Genomic DNA, 15368 nt, shown 5'->3' on the forward strand with positions numbered 1-15368 from the left:
GCTTCGTGTTAGGCAATTCTCATTGAAGTGTACATATATCCAGTGTACTATATGGAGTTTTTAGATGACAAAGCTTAATAGCAAAATAAGAATCAGTGCCACTACAGAAAGAATACATTCCATAACGGACCAGGTTTTTAACGTTTGGGATACAGACATATTAAAGAATTCTTTGATCATCCAGAAACCGGCATCGTTGACATGGGACAAGAAGAGAGATCCTGCACCTGTTGCCAGTACGACGAGCTCGACACTTACATCTGGAGACATTCCGAGAACCGGAGCAACAATGCCGGCTGCTGTCGTCATCGCAACAGTTGCAGAACCGGTTGCAACCCGGATCAGAGCCGCTACGAGCCATGCAAACAGAATAACGTTGATATTAATGCTTGTCGCAAGCTCAGCAATCGCATTACCGACGCCGCTGTCGATCAGCACTTGCTTAAATGCACCGCCGCCGCCGATGATCAGAATAATGCTTGCTGTAGGAGCCAGACATTCGCTGGTAAACTTCGAAATTTCGCTCTTGTTAAAGCCGCGTGCAAATCCAAGAGAGAACAGTGCAAAGACGACAGAAATCAGAAGTGCAACAATTTCGTCCCCGATAAACTCAAGAAAATGGGTTAGACCATTTGAACCTGCGGGGTCTACAATCATCGCTACTGAACCGGCAAGCATAAGAATAACCGGAAGCAGAATCGTTAGCAGCGTGATACCAAAGCCAGGGAGTTCGCGTTCGCTTTTCAATGAGAATTGTTCAGCGAGCTCTGCAGGCGGCTCAACTTGTACTCTTTTGCTAATAATATTACCGAATACAGGACCTGCAATAATCGCAGTAGGCAAACCAACCAGGATACTGTAGAAGATGGTCATACCTAAGTTTGCATCAAATGCATCGATTGCAATCATTGGAGCCGGATGCGGCGGCACCAGACCGTGCACGGTTGAGAGACCAGCCAGAATTGGAATACCAATCTTAATAATGGACAATCCCGTTTTTCGAGCGACAGTAAAGACGATCGGGATAAGCAGGATAAGACCTACTTCAAAAAATACAGGAATACCGACAATAAAACCGACGATCATCATTGCCCAGTGTACACGTTTTTGACCAAACCGATTAACTAGTGTTGTAGCAATACGTTCAGCACCGCCCGACTCGGCCATCATTTTACCGAGCATCGTACCAAGACCAATAACAATAGCTATCGTTCCGAGTGTTCCGCCAACCCCGCCAGTTATAGAACCAATAACATCTTCTGCGTTCATTCCTGTAAGTAATCCAAGCATTAAGGCGGATATTAACAGGGAGACGAATGGATTCCATTTATATTTAGAGATCAATACGATAAGAAAAACTATCGTAATTAATGTCCATATCAGCATTGTTGCCGTATGACTAAGTCCAAAAATACTATCCATAATTCAAAATCTCCTTTGCAGCCAATTAAAGTAAAATTCTTAAGTTGTGTAAACGAGAAACGCTTACAAAAGCATTTTAAAAGTCTTCTTATCGAGTACGAGTATACTTGTCGACAAGTTTGAGCGAAAAAGAGAAAGTACAGCGCTTGCACATTTCTCAATTTGAATATCTCGGTACTTATTGTGGAGAGAAATCATAAGGTTTTATGCAAAGTTTGCCGTGAATCATCAAAATAAAGCTTAACCTCATCCGCTACAACCTCAGAATCACGAGACTCGAGCCCACGTATAAGTCTGCGGTGCTTCTCAATCACGGTTTCGATCCGCTCATGACCATGCGAGAAAACTTCCTCTGTCGTAAGCAGCAGAACCGTCATAATGATCTGCCGGATACTCTTCCATAGATGCAGCATTCGAGTGTGGTTTGCTTCTATAATGATTGTTTCATGGAAACTCAAGTCTTGATAAGCAAATTCGACATGATCCTTATGTTTTGCCGAGAGCTCCATCTTATCAATGATCTGCTGCAGCTTCATAATCAGCTGCTCCGGCAAATCGGACGATAATCGCTCCTGAACAAAGCTTTCAATAAGGTATCTAACGTCATACAGTTCATCCATATCACGTTGACTAAGACCAAGCACGACTGCACCCATCCGTTCTAATCGAAGCAGGCCTTCATTTGAAAGCGTTTTAAATGCATCTCTAACGGGAGAACGGCTGCTGCCAAATTGAGTGGCGATTCGATTCTCGGACAAAACCTCTCCTACCGGAATGGCGCCATCGATAATTTGCAGTCTTAATTCGCTTACAATATATTCACCAAGAGACTCTCCTTGTAACCAAGCAGCAGGATATCGCATGACGTGACGCTCCTATCCAAAAGTATACTTGTATACAACTTGCTGTGACTTATCCTACACTATGATTGAATGTTTTGTAAACGATTAATTTAGGACAAACAAGAAGAAATTAATTGAATTTCCTAATTTAATCGATTCAAATTAATCGCAGGATGACGTATTAAGCGTATAGCTGGAGGATCACAGAATCATAATGAAGAAGTGAAAATTGAAGAAAAAATAAATTATCCACATGTGCATAATTTATTTTATATCAAAAGAATAACGATAATATTTGATATTGTGGACAATTATAAGAAAATAAATCATTATCTTGGCAAGTTAAATCATGATAAGCTGTATGAAGTCAGTTGACTTTTTGACTTGATCATGTTTAAATGTATAAAGGCATTTTCTGTGTTTATGAAAATGATTAAATTTCGATAATGTTATGGATTGCGCTAAGCAAATTAATACAGTTCATAAGCTCTACAAGATAGTTCAATCTGTACAGGATTCCTTTAAGGGGGTGCATACACATGAGACCAACATTTAGACCGAACGTAAGCAAACGTAAGAAAGTTCATGGTTTCCGGAAAAGAATGAGCACGAAAAACGGCCGTAAAGTTCTGGCAGCCCGCCGTCTAAAAGGCAGAAAAGTATTAAGTGCGTAATGCGTGCATAAAGACCACTACGGTGGTCTTTTTTTCTTAATATCACTCATTTGATTGATAAATATATAGGTAGCACTACACTTTGGATGGATTCGTTTATGTTCTTGGCGGATCGTCTATACTAGTTATGTTCATTTTTTTGAGGATTGTCAGGTAAGCAAGGAGAAGATTGCTCGTGCATAAAAGATTACGTTTACGAAACCGGGACGACTTTAATCGCGTATACCGTTATGGAAAGTCCTTTGCCAACTATCAATTTGTGGTATATGGATTGCGTCGCAAAGATGTCGATCAGTTTCGAGTCGGCGTATCTTGCAGCAAGAAAATAGGCAATGCTGTCGTTCGCAATCGTATTAGAAGGATTATTAAAGAAATCATTCGTCATCATGAAGCCGAAATAGTAGAACATATGGATCTTGTTTTTATCGTTAGAAAAGGCGCTGCTTCTATGAGCTATCAGGAGATGGAGAAGAGTATCCTTCATGTCTTGCGAAAAGCTTCATTGCTCAAGAAAAATCGCTTGAAATAGCGTTTTCTTTGTTCTTCTAATTATGGTATTATTTACGGTGGAATGGAAAGGTTAAGAGAGGGGTTATGAAGTGTCGCGATTCATGTCAATGAAGGGTAGAAAATGGCTCCTTCTTATCGCTGTCATTGCATTGGTCTCTGTGCTAGCAGGTTGTGCTCCTTCGGGTACAACGCATCTAACTACGGAAGACTTGAAAAACAGTGATTCATTTTGGAGAAGTAACGTCGTTTACTGGTTCTCATTCGCTCTAGATACTTTTGCGAATTGGTTTAATGGAGAATATGGTCTAGCAATCCTAATCTTGGTGCTTATCGTCCGTACGCTAATTCTTCCATTAACTATTAAACAAGTCAAAAGCTCTAGAAACATGCAAAAGGTTCAACCTTTAATTAAGGAAATCCAAACGAAGTACAAGGATAACCCTGAGAAGCTCCAACAGGAAACAATGAAGCTGTTCCAAGAGCATAAAGTCAATCCGATGGCAGGATGTTTACCTTTGATCATCCAGATGCCGATATATATTGCTCTTTATAACTCGATTTATATGAATTCCAATATCAGTCAGCATACGTTCCTGTGGCTGGAGCTCGGTTCACCGGATACGCTGTTTATCCTGCCGGTTCTTGTTGCGGTATCGATGTGGTTCCAAACTTGGTACATGATGAAGCAAAACCCAAGTCAGCAGCAAGGTCCTATGAAATTCATGCTGTGGGTTTATCCGATTCTGATGTTCGTCATGTCGTACCAGTTCGCATCTGCTTTGCCGTTGTACTGGTTCTATTCCAACATTTATACCATCGTACAAAACTTCTTCTTGTATCGTAATAACGATAAGCATGTGGCTGCTGCTAATGTTCAGGCTGCGACTAGCTCCAGCAAGGGACAAGCTAAACCAGGCAATGGTGCAAACAGACCGCAAGGCAACAAGAAAAAGAAAAAGAAAAGAAAGTAATCAGCTTGTGGTGAAGGAGGCAGGGCGTTCTATATGACCACCGTCATTGCGACAGGTAAAACGATAGAAGATGCTGTCATGAAAGGATTAACTGAGCTTGGTGTCAGCCGGGAATCGGTTACGTTAAACGTCTTAGAGCAGCCATCCAGAGGATTTCTTGGACTTATCGGCGTTAAGCCCGCTAAAGTGGAACTAACCCTTATACCTAAACGCAAGAGTGAGTCCGTCGTAACTGAGCCTGACCTGATCCAAATATCGAGCTTAACAGAATCGATATCTTCTGTGTCTGAGACAGACCCCTATTACGAGGCAAGCCAATTCGTTAAAGAAGTGGCTGCTGGCATGGGGCTAGAGGTTGATATTGATATAAAGAAAAACAGAGACGGAAAGATCTTTAATATAACCGGTGACAATTTAGGTCTGATTATCGGCCGTCGAGGGCAGACGCTGGATGCACTTCAATACCTCGCGAACATCGTTGCGAATAAGCACTCTTCAAGCTTTGTCCGAATCGTGCTGGACGCAGAGAACTTTAGGCAGCGGCGCCGCAAGACATTGGAGGAGCTGGCTGAACGTCTCGCGGGACAGGTTATTCGTACAGGAAAAGAAGTTATTCTTGAACCGATGTCGTCTCAGGAACGCAAAGTTATTCATGCGAAGCTGCAGCATCACCGTCAGATTAAGACCTACAGTAAGGGCGAAGAGCCGAACCGTAGAGTGGTAATCACACCTAAATGATGTAATTCAATGAGAAATTTTGCGAATACGCAATGGCTTTCTGCGGCATGCAGGAGCCATTGCTTTTTTCATAGTATGGGCGAGTCTTTATATAAATGGTAAAGAAGGTGAACCTCTTGATTAGTGATAATATAGCTGCGATCTCCACGGCCGTTGGTGAAGCGGGAATTGCAGTGATTCGAGTAAGTGGTCCGGATTCAATTACGGAAGTGGAGAGAATTTTCAAAAGTAAAAAGCCTCTTCATCTTGTAGATTCCCACACCGTACATTATGGACACATTATAGATTCAGACAGCAAGGAGCATATTGAAGAGGTGCTCGTTACTGTCATGAGAGCTCCGCGCTCTTTTACAACGGAAAATGTAGTCGAAATCAGTTCTCATGGCGGCGTTATTTCGGTTAAGCGGATTATGGATTTACTGCTTCAGCTGAATATCCGGGTCGCCGAGCCTGGTGAATTTACGAAGAGGGCTTTTTTGAATGGTAGAATTGATCTGTCGCAGGCAGAAGGAGTGATGGATCTGATTCGCTCGAAGTCAGACCGCGCATTCTCTGTCGCTTTGAAGCAAGTAGAAGGATCGCTGTCCTCCAAGATTAAAGATTTGAGACACACGCTGGTGGAGACACTTGCTCATATAGAGGTGAACATCGACTATCCAGAGCATGATGTGGAGTCACTTACCTCGGAATTCATTAAAGAAAAATCATCTTTTGTAATGAACGAGATCGCCAAGCTTTTAAAAACAGCAGAACAAGGAAAAATATTAAGAGAAGGCATTACAACAGCGATCGTAGGAAGACCAAATGTTGGCAAATCCTCGCTGTTAAATACGCTCGCCCAGGACAATCGTGCGATTGTAACAGATATTCCCGGAACAACCCGGGATGTCATTGAAGAATTCGTTACGATTAACAACATTCCGCTGAAGCTGCTCGATACCGCTGGGATTCGGGAGACGATGGATGTCGTAGAGAAGATCGGGGTAGAACGTTCGAGAACGGCTTTTAGTGAGGCAGACTTGATCTTAATGGTAGTCAATGCGAGCGAGCCGATTCACGATGATGAGATTGAGCTGCTCGAACAGATCAAAGGAAGACAAGCGATTATTGTCATGAATAAGATCGATCTTCCAACCCAGGCTAATCGAGAGATTCTTGAACGCTACGTCGATCCTGAACTCATTGTCCCGATGTCTGTAAAAGCCGAGGAAGGAATCGATGCGCTTGAAGCAGCCATATCCCAGTTATTCTTCAGCGGAAGCCTTGAATCTGCGGATCTGACTTATGTGAGCAATGTGCGCCATATTTCCCTGTTGAAAAAGGCAAACCAATCTTTACGTGATGCCTACGATGCCGCTGAGCAGTATATTCCGATTGATATGATTCAAATTGACGTACGAATGGCATGGGAGCATCTGGGAGAGATCGTGGGGGATACGGCACATGATGCGCTGATTGATCAAATCTTCTCTCAATTCTGTTTGGGTAAATAAAGGGTAAGCTGTTAGCCTACAGCTGACAATGCTGTTCACGTTATGCACGAATCATGAATGTAGTAAGCTGCATCTTAACTTAAGCAGAAGGATTCGTTATAATGAAGGATGGTGCTTGAGAAGAGCATTCTTATGCTCAGTACTATGTTTATAACCAATCGGATGAATAGTAGCCCGATTTTATTGTATAAGAAGCAAATAAGGGAGTATTCCCTGATTATAAGGAGGTAAGGACAATGGGATATGATGGCGGAACGTTTGATGTCATCGTCGTTGGTGCCGGTCACGCAGGTGTAGAATCAGCGCTGGCGGCTGCACGGATGGGTTGTAAGACGCTGATGGTGACCATCAATCTGGACATGATTGCATTCATGCCGTGTAACCCGTCAATTGGCGGACCTGCGAAAGGGCATGTCGTTCGTGAGATTGATGCACTTGGCGGTGAGATGGGCCGCAATATTGATAAGACCTTTATTCAAATGCGGATGTTGAATACAGGGAAGGGACCTGCCGTTCATGCGCTGCGGGCGCAGGCAGATAAATTCTCTTACCAGCATACGATGAAAGAGACGATGGAGAAGGAGCCGAACCTCACGATGCGTCAAGGCATGGTAGATCGTCTGATCGTAGAGGATGGACAATGTGTTGGTGTGATCACCCAGACAGGAACGGAATACCGGGCTAAATCGGTTGTTATTACAACAGGCACCTATTTGCGCGGGAAAGTCATTATGGGTGAGCTGATGTATGAGAGCGGTCCTAACAACCAGCAACCGTCCATTAAGCTATCAGATCACTTGAAGGAGCTGGGCTTTGAGCTCGTTCGTTTCAAGACAGGAACACCGCCGCGGGTGCATAAGGATACAATTGATTTCTCGAAAACAGAAATTCAGCCAGGTGATGATGAGCCTAAATTCTTCTCATATGAGACCGAAGGCTCGGATAATGAGCAGCTCCCATGCTGGCTGACATATACGTCGACAGTGACCCATCAGATCATTAATGACAATCTTCACCGTGCTCCGATGTTCTCTGGTGTAATAGAAGGAACAGGACCAAGATATTGCCCATCGATTGAGGATAAGATTGTTCGCTTCAGCGATAAGCCGAAGCACCAAATTTTCCTTGAGCCGGAAGGCAAGAATACGAAGGAGTATTACGTTCAAGGTCTGTCCACCAGCTTGCCAGAGGATGTTCAGCTGCAAGTGCTTCGATCCATCCCTGGGATGGAAAATGTAGAGATGATGCGAAATGGGTACGCGATTGAATATGACGCCATGGTGCCGACACAGCTGCTTCCTTCACTGGAGACGAAACGTCTGCCAGGTCTCTTCACAGCTGGTCAAATTAACGGTACATCCGGATACGAAGAAGCGGCAGGACAAGGGATTATGGCAGGTATTAACGCGGCACGTAAAGCCCAAGGTAAAGAGGCAGTGGTGCTGGATCGTTCGCAGGGCTATATCGGTGTGCTGATCGATGATCTGGTAACGAAGGGGACGAATGAGCCATACCGTTTGCTCACCTCACGTGCCGAATATCGTTTGCTGCTTCGCCATGATAATGCAGATCTACGACTGACACCTTTGGGCAAAGAGATCGGCTTGATCTCAGAGGAGCGTTATGCTCGATTCCTCAATAAGAAGGAAAAAGTAGATCAAGAAATTGAACGTCTGCGCACAACAAGAATCCGCCCATCGGAAGTGAATGAGCTGCTTGCAAGTCTGGAATCAGCTCCGCTTCAGGATGGTACAACGCTGCTTACGCTGATGAGACGTCCTGAGATTTCCTACAGCATTATTGAACAAATCTCTCCTGCACCTGAAGCGTTGAATGCTGAAATGAAGGAGCAAGTTGAGATTCAAATTAAATATGCAGGCTATATTGAGAAGCAATTAATTCATGTAGAACGTCTTCAAAAAATGGAGAAGAAGAAGATTCCAGACTCCATCCATTATAGTGAGATTCATGGTTTAGCGATGGAGGCCAAACAGAAGCTTGAACAGATTCGCCCCATCTCCATCGGTCAAGCATCCCGTATTTCAGGTGTGACACCTGCCGATATTTCGATCTTGCTCGTGTATTTGGAACATTACAATCGGGTAACGGCATCTAGGGGGTAACGATGGATCAAATACAGCAGCAGCTGCAGGATCGTTTGGATCCACAGGGTATATCGCTTACGGAGAAACAGTTGGAGCAATTCGAGCTTTATTATAAAGAGCTGGTATCCTGGAATGAGAGAATGAATTTGACGGGAATTACGGAGCGGGAGCAGGTCTATACGAAGCATTTTTACGACTCCGTTTCCCTTTCTTTTTATGTGGATATGAACAAGATTCAGACGCTTGCAGATATAGGGTCTGGAGCCGGATTTCCCGGTATCCCATTGAAGATTTGCTATCCGCATTTGAAGCTTACGATTATCGATTCATTGAACAAAAGGATTAACTTCCTTCAGCATATCGTGGATACGCTGGGCCTTACCGATGTCGAGCTTATCCATGGCCGTGCAGAAGAGCTGGGAAGACGTACAGGATATCGGGATCATTATGACCTGGTTACGGCTCGAGCTGTCGCTCGATTGGCTGTACTGAATGAATTCTGTTTGCCTTTTGTTCGGAAAGAAGGCATCTTTGCCGCAATGAAGGGAAGCGATCCTACTGAAGAATTGCTGGATGCTCAATTCAGCCTGAAGGAGCTCAAGGCGAAGGTGATCAACACGCACGCATTCCAGCTGCCCGTTGAAGAATCGGCAAGACATATTATTGTCATAGGCAAAACAAGCAGCACACCGAAGAAGTATCCCCGCAAACCAGGGATGCCTCTGAAAATGCCGCTTGTGAAATAGAGAGAAAGAGAATGTTTCACGTGAAACATTCTCTTTCTTTTTTTGTATATGGAATGTGCACCATTTGTCGGGCTCTCAAGCATAAGGAATTGAGCTCTAAGAGAAGATGGAGCCGAGTGGAGAGGAGAGGGATGAGGTTACTAATCATAGATAAGAAGAGAAGGTAGAAAATAAAAGGATTGAACGTATAGATGAGGTTGTACAGTTGCCTATTCAAGCTCGACTTGAAATTTAAGTTCCTACTCGTATTCAAGTCCCCATTCAAGTCCCCATTCAAGTCCCCTTCTTGCTCAACGAATAGTGCCCGTGCAGCAGCTCTGATTTGAGCTCTCACCTGTCATCAAGCTTAACTCATAGGGGATTAAAATGAGGTTTCTCAAACCATGCTCCTCTCCACTGATCATGTCACTTAAGATGAAATTCCCTCTACTGAGTTCTACAATGGATTCAAACTTGTATAAATAGAAAAAAAGAGTGGATAAAGCATGAAACAGGTGGTGTTTTCATAGCTTATTTTCATAGTGGAATTGAAAGAAATAAATCGATAGTTGAATAGGATTATGCGAGAAAAAGTGATAGAATACATAGTAGAATGAATGGGAGATTCAGACATCAGTTTGATCTATGTCGTATTCAGATGTCGGAAGCTCCATTATAGTTCAATCTGAGTGAATATCGTGAGTTCATGTCGTTTAAAGTGGAGCATCAACACCATCCCTACTGATATTTTTAACTTTTACATAGTCAGGTGTAGCATGCTGCAATTCTTTGTATACCGAAGCGAAGGTAAGACAGTGAAGTGTCCTTCAAGGCACTATTATGAAATTAGGTGGTAATATACGGAATGAAAGAACAATTTTCTAAGTTATTTGGTTTGACGGAACGCAGTAGCGGGGATGAAGTAAAGCAAATTCCGATTAACGAAATTGTCAGCAGCCCGTATCAGCCCCGTACGATTTTTGATGACGAGAAGATTGATGAGTTATGCCAGACGATCAAAACGCATGGTGTTATTCAACCGATTGTAGTCCGTATTCGTAATTCCCAGTATGAGATTATTGCTGGTGAGAGACGCTGGCGTGCCGTGAAGAAGCTTGGAATGGACCATATTCCAGCGATTGTTCGAGAATTTAATGATTCTCAAGCGGCTTCCATTGCTCTCATTGAAAATCTACAGCGTGAAGGGCTTACGGCCATAGAAGAAGCAGTTGCCTATCAGAAATTAATAGACTTACATCAGCTGACACAAGAGAGCCTTGCACAGCGTCTTGGCAAAAGTCAGTCTACGATTGCGAACAAAATCAGACTTCTGCAGCTTCCTGAGGAAGTGAAGAACGCACTGATGGAACGTAAAATTTCGGAGCGACATGCCCGAGCATTATTGTCACTGGATCAATTGGAGCTGCAGCTGAAGTTATTAGAGGAAATTATCAGCAAAGAGCTGAATGTTAAACAAACCGAAGCAAGAGTTGCTTTTTATAAGGAAGCGACCACCGTTAAGAAATCGAAACGTATCTCCTTTACAAAGGATGTGCGTCTGGCATTAAATACGATTCGTCAATCCATAGACATGGTGTCTGGCTCAGGCATGGATATTAAGACGAAGGAATCCGATCATGAAGATCATTACGAAATCGTGATTCAGATCCCTAAACGCAAGTAAGGAATAGATCAGAAGCGGCAATTTAGCCGCTTTTTTAGATAGCAGCTCGAGGAAGGCTAGCTATCAGTATCATGTATCTCATACCCCAAGGAATGACTTCTATATTTGAGGTGAATGAAGTGTCGAAGATTATTGCCGTAGCAAACCAGAAGGGCGGAGTAGGGAAGACCACAACTTCCGTCAATTTGGGTGCGGGGATGGCCTCGTTAGGTAAACGAGTGCTTCTCGTAGATATAGATCCCCAAGGGAATACAACCAGCGGGGTTGGTATTAATAAAGCAGACGTAGCCCATTGCATTTATGATGTTCTTATTGAAGAGATTCATCCCAGAGAAGCCATTGTAGAGACCCGTATTCAAGGCCTGCATATTATTCCAGCGACAATTCAGCTTGCAGGCGCAGAAATTGAGCTTGTTTCAACGATATCTCGTGAAGTAAGGCTTAAGAAATCACTGCAGCTCGTCAAGGACGAGTATGATTACATCCTCATCGATTGCCCTCCATCCTTGGGCATGCTCACTATTAATTCGCTAACAGCATCCGATTCGGTCATTATCCCTATACAGTGTGAGTACTATGCGTTGGAGGGACTGAGTCAGCTATTAAACACCATTCGTCTTGTACAAAAGCATCTGAATACCTCACTGCAAATTGAAGGTGTCTTATTGACGATGTTCGATGCACGTACTAATCTAGGTATACAAGTTATTGAAGAAGTGAAAAAGTATTTCCAACAGAAAGTATATCAAACGATTATCCCGAGAAATGTACGTCTGAGTGAAGCTCCATCACATGGACAGTCCATCATTACTTATGACCCTCGTTCAAGAGGAGCAGAAGTATATTTAGAGTTGGCAAAGGAAGTGATCTCATATGAGTAAGCGTTTGGGTAAAGGCTTGGATGCACTTATACCTTCGCTTTCGATTAACGAAGATGACAAGATTGTGGAAATACCACTGAGCCAGCTGCGAGCAAATCCCTACCAGCCTAGAAAAACGTTCGATGAAGATTCTATACAAGAGTTAGCCGAATCGATTCGACAGCATGGTGTCATTCAACCCATTATTGTACGGAGTGTACTGAAGGGCTATGAAATTATTGCAGGAGAACGTCGTTTTCGGGCATCTCAATTTTGTGGTAAATCCACCATTCCTGCGGTCGTAAGAAACTTTACGGAACAACAGGTGATGGAAATTGCCTTGATCGAAAATTTACAACGAGAAAATTTGAATGCCATGGAGGTCGCCGTTGCATATCAAGGACTGATGGATCAATTTTCTCTCACCCAAGAAGAGTTATCCATGAAGGTAGGTAAATCAAGATCGCATATCGCAAATTTTTTAAGACTACTGGCCCTGCCTGAGGAAGTGAAGGAGCATGTTTCACGTGGAACATTATCCATGGGACATGCGAGAGCCATTGTAGGAATCAAGGAGCAGAAGGTCGTTAAAGAATTAGCGAAGCAATGCATCCAACAGCAGTGGAGTGTGCGGGAGCTGGAAGAAGCCGTACAGCAACTGGATCGCAAAAATGAAGATCAAAAGGTGAAGGTTAAACAAAAGAAGAGAGATCCTTATATTGAAAATGTAGAAGAAAGCCTGCGCAATCGATTCCAAACGACAGTGAAGATCAAAGCGAACAAAGATAAAGGTAAAATCGAACTGAACTATTATAGTCAACAGGATCTGGAAAGATTGCTAGAGCTGCTGCAATTGCAGTAGACAGCTGCGATCAAAGGATAGGCAAGGTAATGAAGGGTGTTCGTATGAGATGACATATCGTCCTCTTACCGTAAAGGGAAGATGAGGTATGTCATTTGTTGTGTTTAGGGAGGACGGATATATGAAGAGGAACAGAGAAGACATTGTCTATTTAGATCATGCTGCCACGTCATGGCCGAAGCCGGAATCGGTAAAAGAAGCGATGGTGCAGGCGATGGACATCGCAGGGGCCAACCCGGGCCGGGGAAGCCATCAGATGGCGGTACAAGCCAGCAGAGTATTATTTCATACGAGAAGGAAGCTGGCAGAGCTGTTCCATATTCATAACCCAAATGATATTGTGTATACTTTTAACACGACACTAGCTTTAAATATGGCGATCAAAGGAATTGTAAATTCAGGTGACCATATCATTACCACGATGATGGAGCATAACTCTGTCCGAAGACCGCTTGAGTATCTGAAAAAACAAAAGCAGGTGGAAGTGGATTATCTTCCTCTTGATGATCAGGGACAAATCTCCATCTCCAAGTTAGAACAAAGCATTCGACATCATACCAAGCTGATCGTTGTATCTCATAGCTCAAATTTATTAGGAAGTATTCTTCCTCTTGAAGAGATCGGACGGATTGCAAGGAAACATCACATTCACTTTCTTGTCGACGCTGCGCAAAGCGCGGGAGTTCTGGATATTGACGTAGAACGAATGAGTATAGATATGCTGGCTTTTCCAGGACATAAAGGATTGCTCGGTCCGCAAGGTACTGGAGGGTTATACATTCATCCATCGATCGATGTAGAGCCGCTGATCCACGGTGGAACCGGAAGTCAATCGGAGGCGATTGATCAACCCACCGTAAGACCGGACCGTTATGAATCGGGAACCCCCAATACGATAGGCATTGCCGGATTAGGTGCAGGTGTAGATTATGTACTGGAGATGACGACGGAGCGAATCTATCAGCATGAATGGAAACTGACACAGCTACTGATGGAGGGTCTAGGTCAAATCCCTGGTATTCAGACACTTGGCCCAGGTTTGGGTGAACCGAGAAGTGGGCTTGTTGCTTTTTATAGTGAGAAGATAGATGCTGCAGAGCTTGCCTTTAAATTAGATAGGGAGTTCGGAATTGAAGTTCGTGCAGGGTATCATTGTACTCCACTGGCTCATGAAAGCGCAGGTACAGCGAAGCAAGGTGCAGTCAGGGCTAGTTTTGGTGTAAACTCTAATGAGAGAGAAGTGGCTATGTTGATTGCGGCTGTTCGTGAGCTGGCGAATAGTTAGGTAAGGATTCTGCGTGAGTCCCAAAAGAACAATGTAAAAGACGTTAGGAGTAGGAGCAATAAATGACAGATATGAATGAGCTGATTCTGGAACAACTGCCTTTGATTGTGTTTGGGATTGTATTGGTACTGATTATTTTATTGATCATGTTAATTGTGCAGACTGCAAAAGTTAGTAAACTGCGCAAAAACTACAACAAATTTATGTCCAGTACGGGCGTGGAAGATTTGGAGTCCTTACTATTGAACCTGAAGGTGCAGATGGATGCGATTGAGGACGAGCAGGCTGTGAATAAAGATATGGTAGCCACAATGAATAAGAAGCTTGATAGAATCCAAGGGAAAATGGGTATTAAACGTTATAATGCTTATGGTGACCGTGGAGCAGATCTGAGCTTTTCCATTGCTATGCTGAACGAGAGAGAGGATGGGCTTGTCCTGACAGGACTCTACAATAGAGATGGCTCCTATGTATACGCCAAGCCCCTGCAAGGGGGAGAGTCCACATATACGCTCTCAAACGAAGAGAAGGAAGCCATTACTCTTGCACGGCAAGCAGAGTAGAGCGATTATGCCATTCTACTAACGCAGCATACAGGCTGTGTGCAATAATATTGGACATCCGGACAACGAGACTTAGCCGGGTATTCTGCAGAACGAAATATTCCATGAAGCCGCCGACATTGACGATACCTGTTAAATGGATATCGCCTACCGGCGGCAGTTCTTTATTTACACCTGCTCCTGGTTTAAGTGGACCTGACGCGACCTGAATGCAGCCCACACTGGAGGCCTGACCTAAACAGGCATCAATTCCGATAATATAGGGATCTCTGTGTTTGCTGTATATCATGGTGAGCGTATCCTGAAGATTCATGGCGTGAACCGGATCTTCCAATGTCCCATAGAGATGGAAGAAAGGACTGTTATGCTCGGATAATGCGGTTCCAACAAGTGGGCCCAGGCAGTCGCCTGTAGAACGGTCAGTACCAATGCATACGATAACGATCTCTTTGTGATGAGGTGCCTCGAACAGATGAAATAATAAACGATGAATAATAGCTGATTGTACTCCCGGATCGGTATGCTGTAGTTTTAAACCAGGCATGTCCTGCAAATTTATCGCTTTTGGAATCCGATTCATAGCGCACTATCTTCCTTTCGTGCTTGGATTAGTATTAAATAGTATATGGAAGAA

At 43.6% G+C, this 15368-nt stretch carries 15 protein-coding genes; 12 read left to right on the forward strand and 3 right to left on the reverse strand.

Translation table 11 applies throughout. The annotated features are described in order from the left end of the window. Positions 1–60 precede the first annotated feature (60 nt). Both TCA2_RS15665 and TCA2_RS15670 read right to left on the reverse strand, forming a co-directional pair. Positions 61–1422 carry a gluconate:H+ symporter gene (locus tag TCA2_RS15665; RefSeq protein ID WP_047912556.1) on the reverse strand — a complete coding sequence of 454 codons (1362 nt, stop codon included), beginning with the start codon at positions 1420–1422 and terminating at the stop codon, positions 61–63. Positions 1423–1616: 194 nt separating this feature from the next. Then, positions 1617–2285: a GntR family transcriptional regulator gene (locus TCA2_RS15670; protein ID WP_047912557.1), complete on the reverse strand. Its 669-nt coding sequence runs from the start codon at positions 2283–2285 to the stop codon at positions 1617–1619. 518 nt (positions 2286–2803) lie between these two features. On the opposite strand from TCA2_RS15670, the gene rpmH reads away from it, so the two are divergent. From rpmH to TCA2_RS15725, 12 genes are all read left to right on the forward strand, one after another. Then, complete coding sequence (rpmH, locus tag TCA2_RS26680) at positions 2804–2938, forward strand: 50S ribosomal protein L34 (RefSeq protein WP_039295761.1); 135 nt, start codon at positions 2804–2806, stop codon at positions 2936–2938. 175 nt (positions 2939–3113) lie between these two features. Then, positions 3114–3467: a ribonuclease P protein component gene (gene rnpA, locus TCA2_RS15675; RefSeq protein ID WP_047912558.1), complete on the forward strand. Its 354-nt coding sequence runs from the start codon at positions 3114–3116 to the stop codon at positions 3465–3467. A 70-nt stretch (positions 3468–3537) separates the two neighbouring features. After that, positions 3538–4419, forward strand: a complete 882-nt coding sequence (locus TCA2_RS15680; RefSeq protein ID WP_193746059.1) for a YidC/Oxa1 family membrane protein insertase — start codon at positions 3538–3540, stop codon at positions 4417–4419. 33 nt (positions 4420–4452) lie between these two features. Next, positions 4453–5157, forward strand: a complete 705-nt coding sequence (jag, locus tag TCA2_RS15685; protein ID WP_047912559.1) for an RNA-binding cell elongation regulator Jag/EloR — start codon at positions 4453–4455, stop codon at positions 5155–5157. Between the two features lie 116 nt (positions 5158–5273). Continuing rightward, positions 5274–6650, forward strand: a complete 1377-nt coding sequence (gene mnmE, locus TCA2_RS15690; RefSeq protein ID WP_047912560.1) for a tRNA uridine-5-carboxymethylaminomethyl(34) synthesis GTPase MnmE — start codon at positions 5274–5276, stop codon at positions 6648–6650. Positions 6651–6886: 236 nt separating this feature from the next. Continuing rightward, positions 6887–8773, forward strand: coding sequence for a tRNA uridine-5-carboxymethylaminomethyl(34) synthesis enzyme MnmG (gene mnmG / locus TCA2_RS15695; protein WP_047912561.1), 1887 nt, complete (start codon positions 6887–6889; stop codon positions 8771–8773). 2 nt (positions 8774–8775) lie between these two features. Next, positions 8776–9501, forward strand: coding sequence for a 16S rRNA (guanine(527)-N(7))-methyltransferase RsmG (gene rsmG, locus TCA2_RS15700; protein WP_047912562.1), 726 nt, complete (start codon positions 8776–8778; stop codon positions 9499–9501). 844 nt (positions 9502–10345) lie between these two features. Then, positions 10346–11164, forward strand: a complete 819-nt coding sequence (gene noc, locus TCA2_RS15705; RefSeq protein WP_047912563.1) for a nucleoid occlusion protein — start codon at positions 10346–10348, stop codon at positions 11162–11164. Positions 11165–11283: 119 nt separating this feature from the next. Beyond that, positions 11284–12045, forward strand: a complete 762-nt coding sequence (locus tag TCA2_RS15710; RefSeq protein ID WP_047912748.1) for a ParA family protein — start codon at positions 11284–11286, stop codon at positions 12043–12045. Then, positions 12038–12886, forward strand: coding sequence for a ParB/RepB/Spo0J family partition protein (locus tag TCA2_RS15715; protein ID WP_047912564.1), 849 nt, complete (start codon positions 12038–12040; stop codon positions 12884–12886). The genes TCA2_RS15710 and TCA2_RS15715 overlap by 8 nt, the downstream gene beginning before the upstream one ends. 121 nt (positions 12887–13007) lie before the next feature. Continuing rightward, complete coding sequence (locus tag TCA2_RS15720; RefSeq protein ID WP_047912565.1) at positions 13008–14171, forward strand: aminotransferase class V-fold PLP-dependent enzyme; 1164 nt, start codon at positions 13008–13010, stop codon at positions 14169–14171. 62 nt (positions 14172–14233) lie between these two features. Further along, positions 14234–14734: a DUF4446 family protein gene (locus tag TCA2_RS15725; RefSeq protein WP_047912566.1), complete on the forward strand. Its 501-nt coding sequence runs from the start codon at positions 14234–14236 to the stop codon at positions 14732–14734. Here the strand turns inward: TCA2_RS15725 and yyaC are convergent. Then, positions 14709–15314, reverse strand: coding sequence for a spore protease YyaC (gene yyaC / locus TCA2_RS15730; RefSeq protein ID WP_047912567.1), 606 nt, complete (start codon positions 15312–15314; stop codon positions 14709–14711). The genes TCA2_RS15725 and yyaC overlap by 26 nt on opposite strands. Between the last annotated feature and the right edge of the window lie 54 nt (positions 15315–15368).

The organism is Paenibacillus sp. TCA20 (genome assembly GCF_000732325.1).
Lineage (GTDB): Bacteria > Bacillota > Bacilli > Paenibacillales > Paenibacillaceae > Paenibacillus > Paenibacillus urinalis.

Coding starts and splice junctions, on each gene's coding strand:
- TCA2_RS15665 (WP_047912556.1), bottom strand. CDS start 1,422: ATGGATAGTATTTTTGGACTTAGTCATACGGCAACAATGCTGATATGG.
- TCA2_RS15670 (WP_047912557.1), bottom strand. CDS start 2,285: ATGCGATATCCTGCTGCTTGGTTACAAGGAGAGTCTCTTGGTGAATAT.
- rpmH (WP_039295761.1), top strand. CDS start 2,804: ATGAGACCAACATTTAGACCGAACGTAAGCAAACGTAAGAAAGTTCAT.
- jag (WP_047912559.1), top strand. CDS start 4,453: ATGACCACCGTCATTGCGACAGGTAAAACGATAGAAGATGCTGTCATG.
- mnmG (WP_047912561.1), top strand. CDS start 6,887: ATGGGATATGATGGCGGAACGTTTGATGTCATCGTCGTTGGTGCCGGT.
- rsmG (WP_047912562.1), top strand. CDS start 8,776: ATGGATCAAATACAGCAGCAGCTGCAGGATCGTTTGGATCCACAGGGT.
- noc (WP_047912563.1), top strand. CDS start 10,346: ATGAAAGAACAATTTTCTAAGTTATTTGGTTTGACGGAACGCAGTAGC.
- TCA2_RS15715 (WP_047912564.1), top strand. CDS start 12,038: ATGAGTAAGCGTTTGGGTAAAGGCTTGGATGCACTTATACCTTCGCTT.
- TCA2_RS15720 (WP_047912565.1), top strand. CDS start 13,008: ATGAAGAGGAACAGAGAAGACATTGTCTATTTAGATCATGCTGCCACG.
- TCA2_RS15725 (WP_047912566.1), top strand. CDS start 14,234: ATGACAGATATGAATGAGCTGATTCTGGAACAACTGCCTTTGATTGTG.
- yyaC (WP_047912567.1), bottom strand. CDS start 15,314: ATGAATCGGATTCCAAAAGCGATAAATTTGCAGGACATGCCTGGTTTA.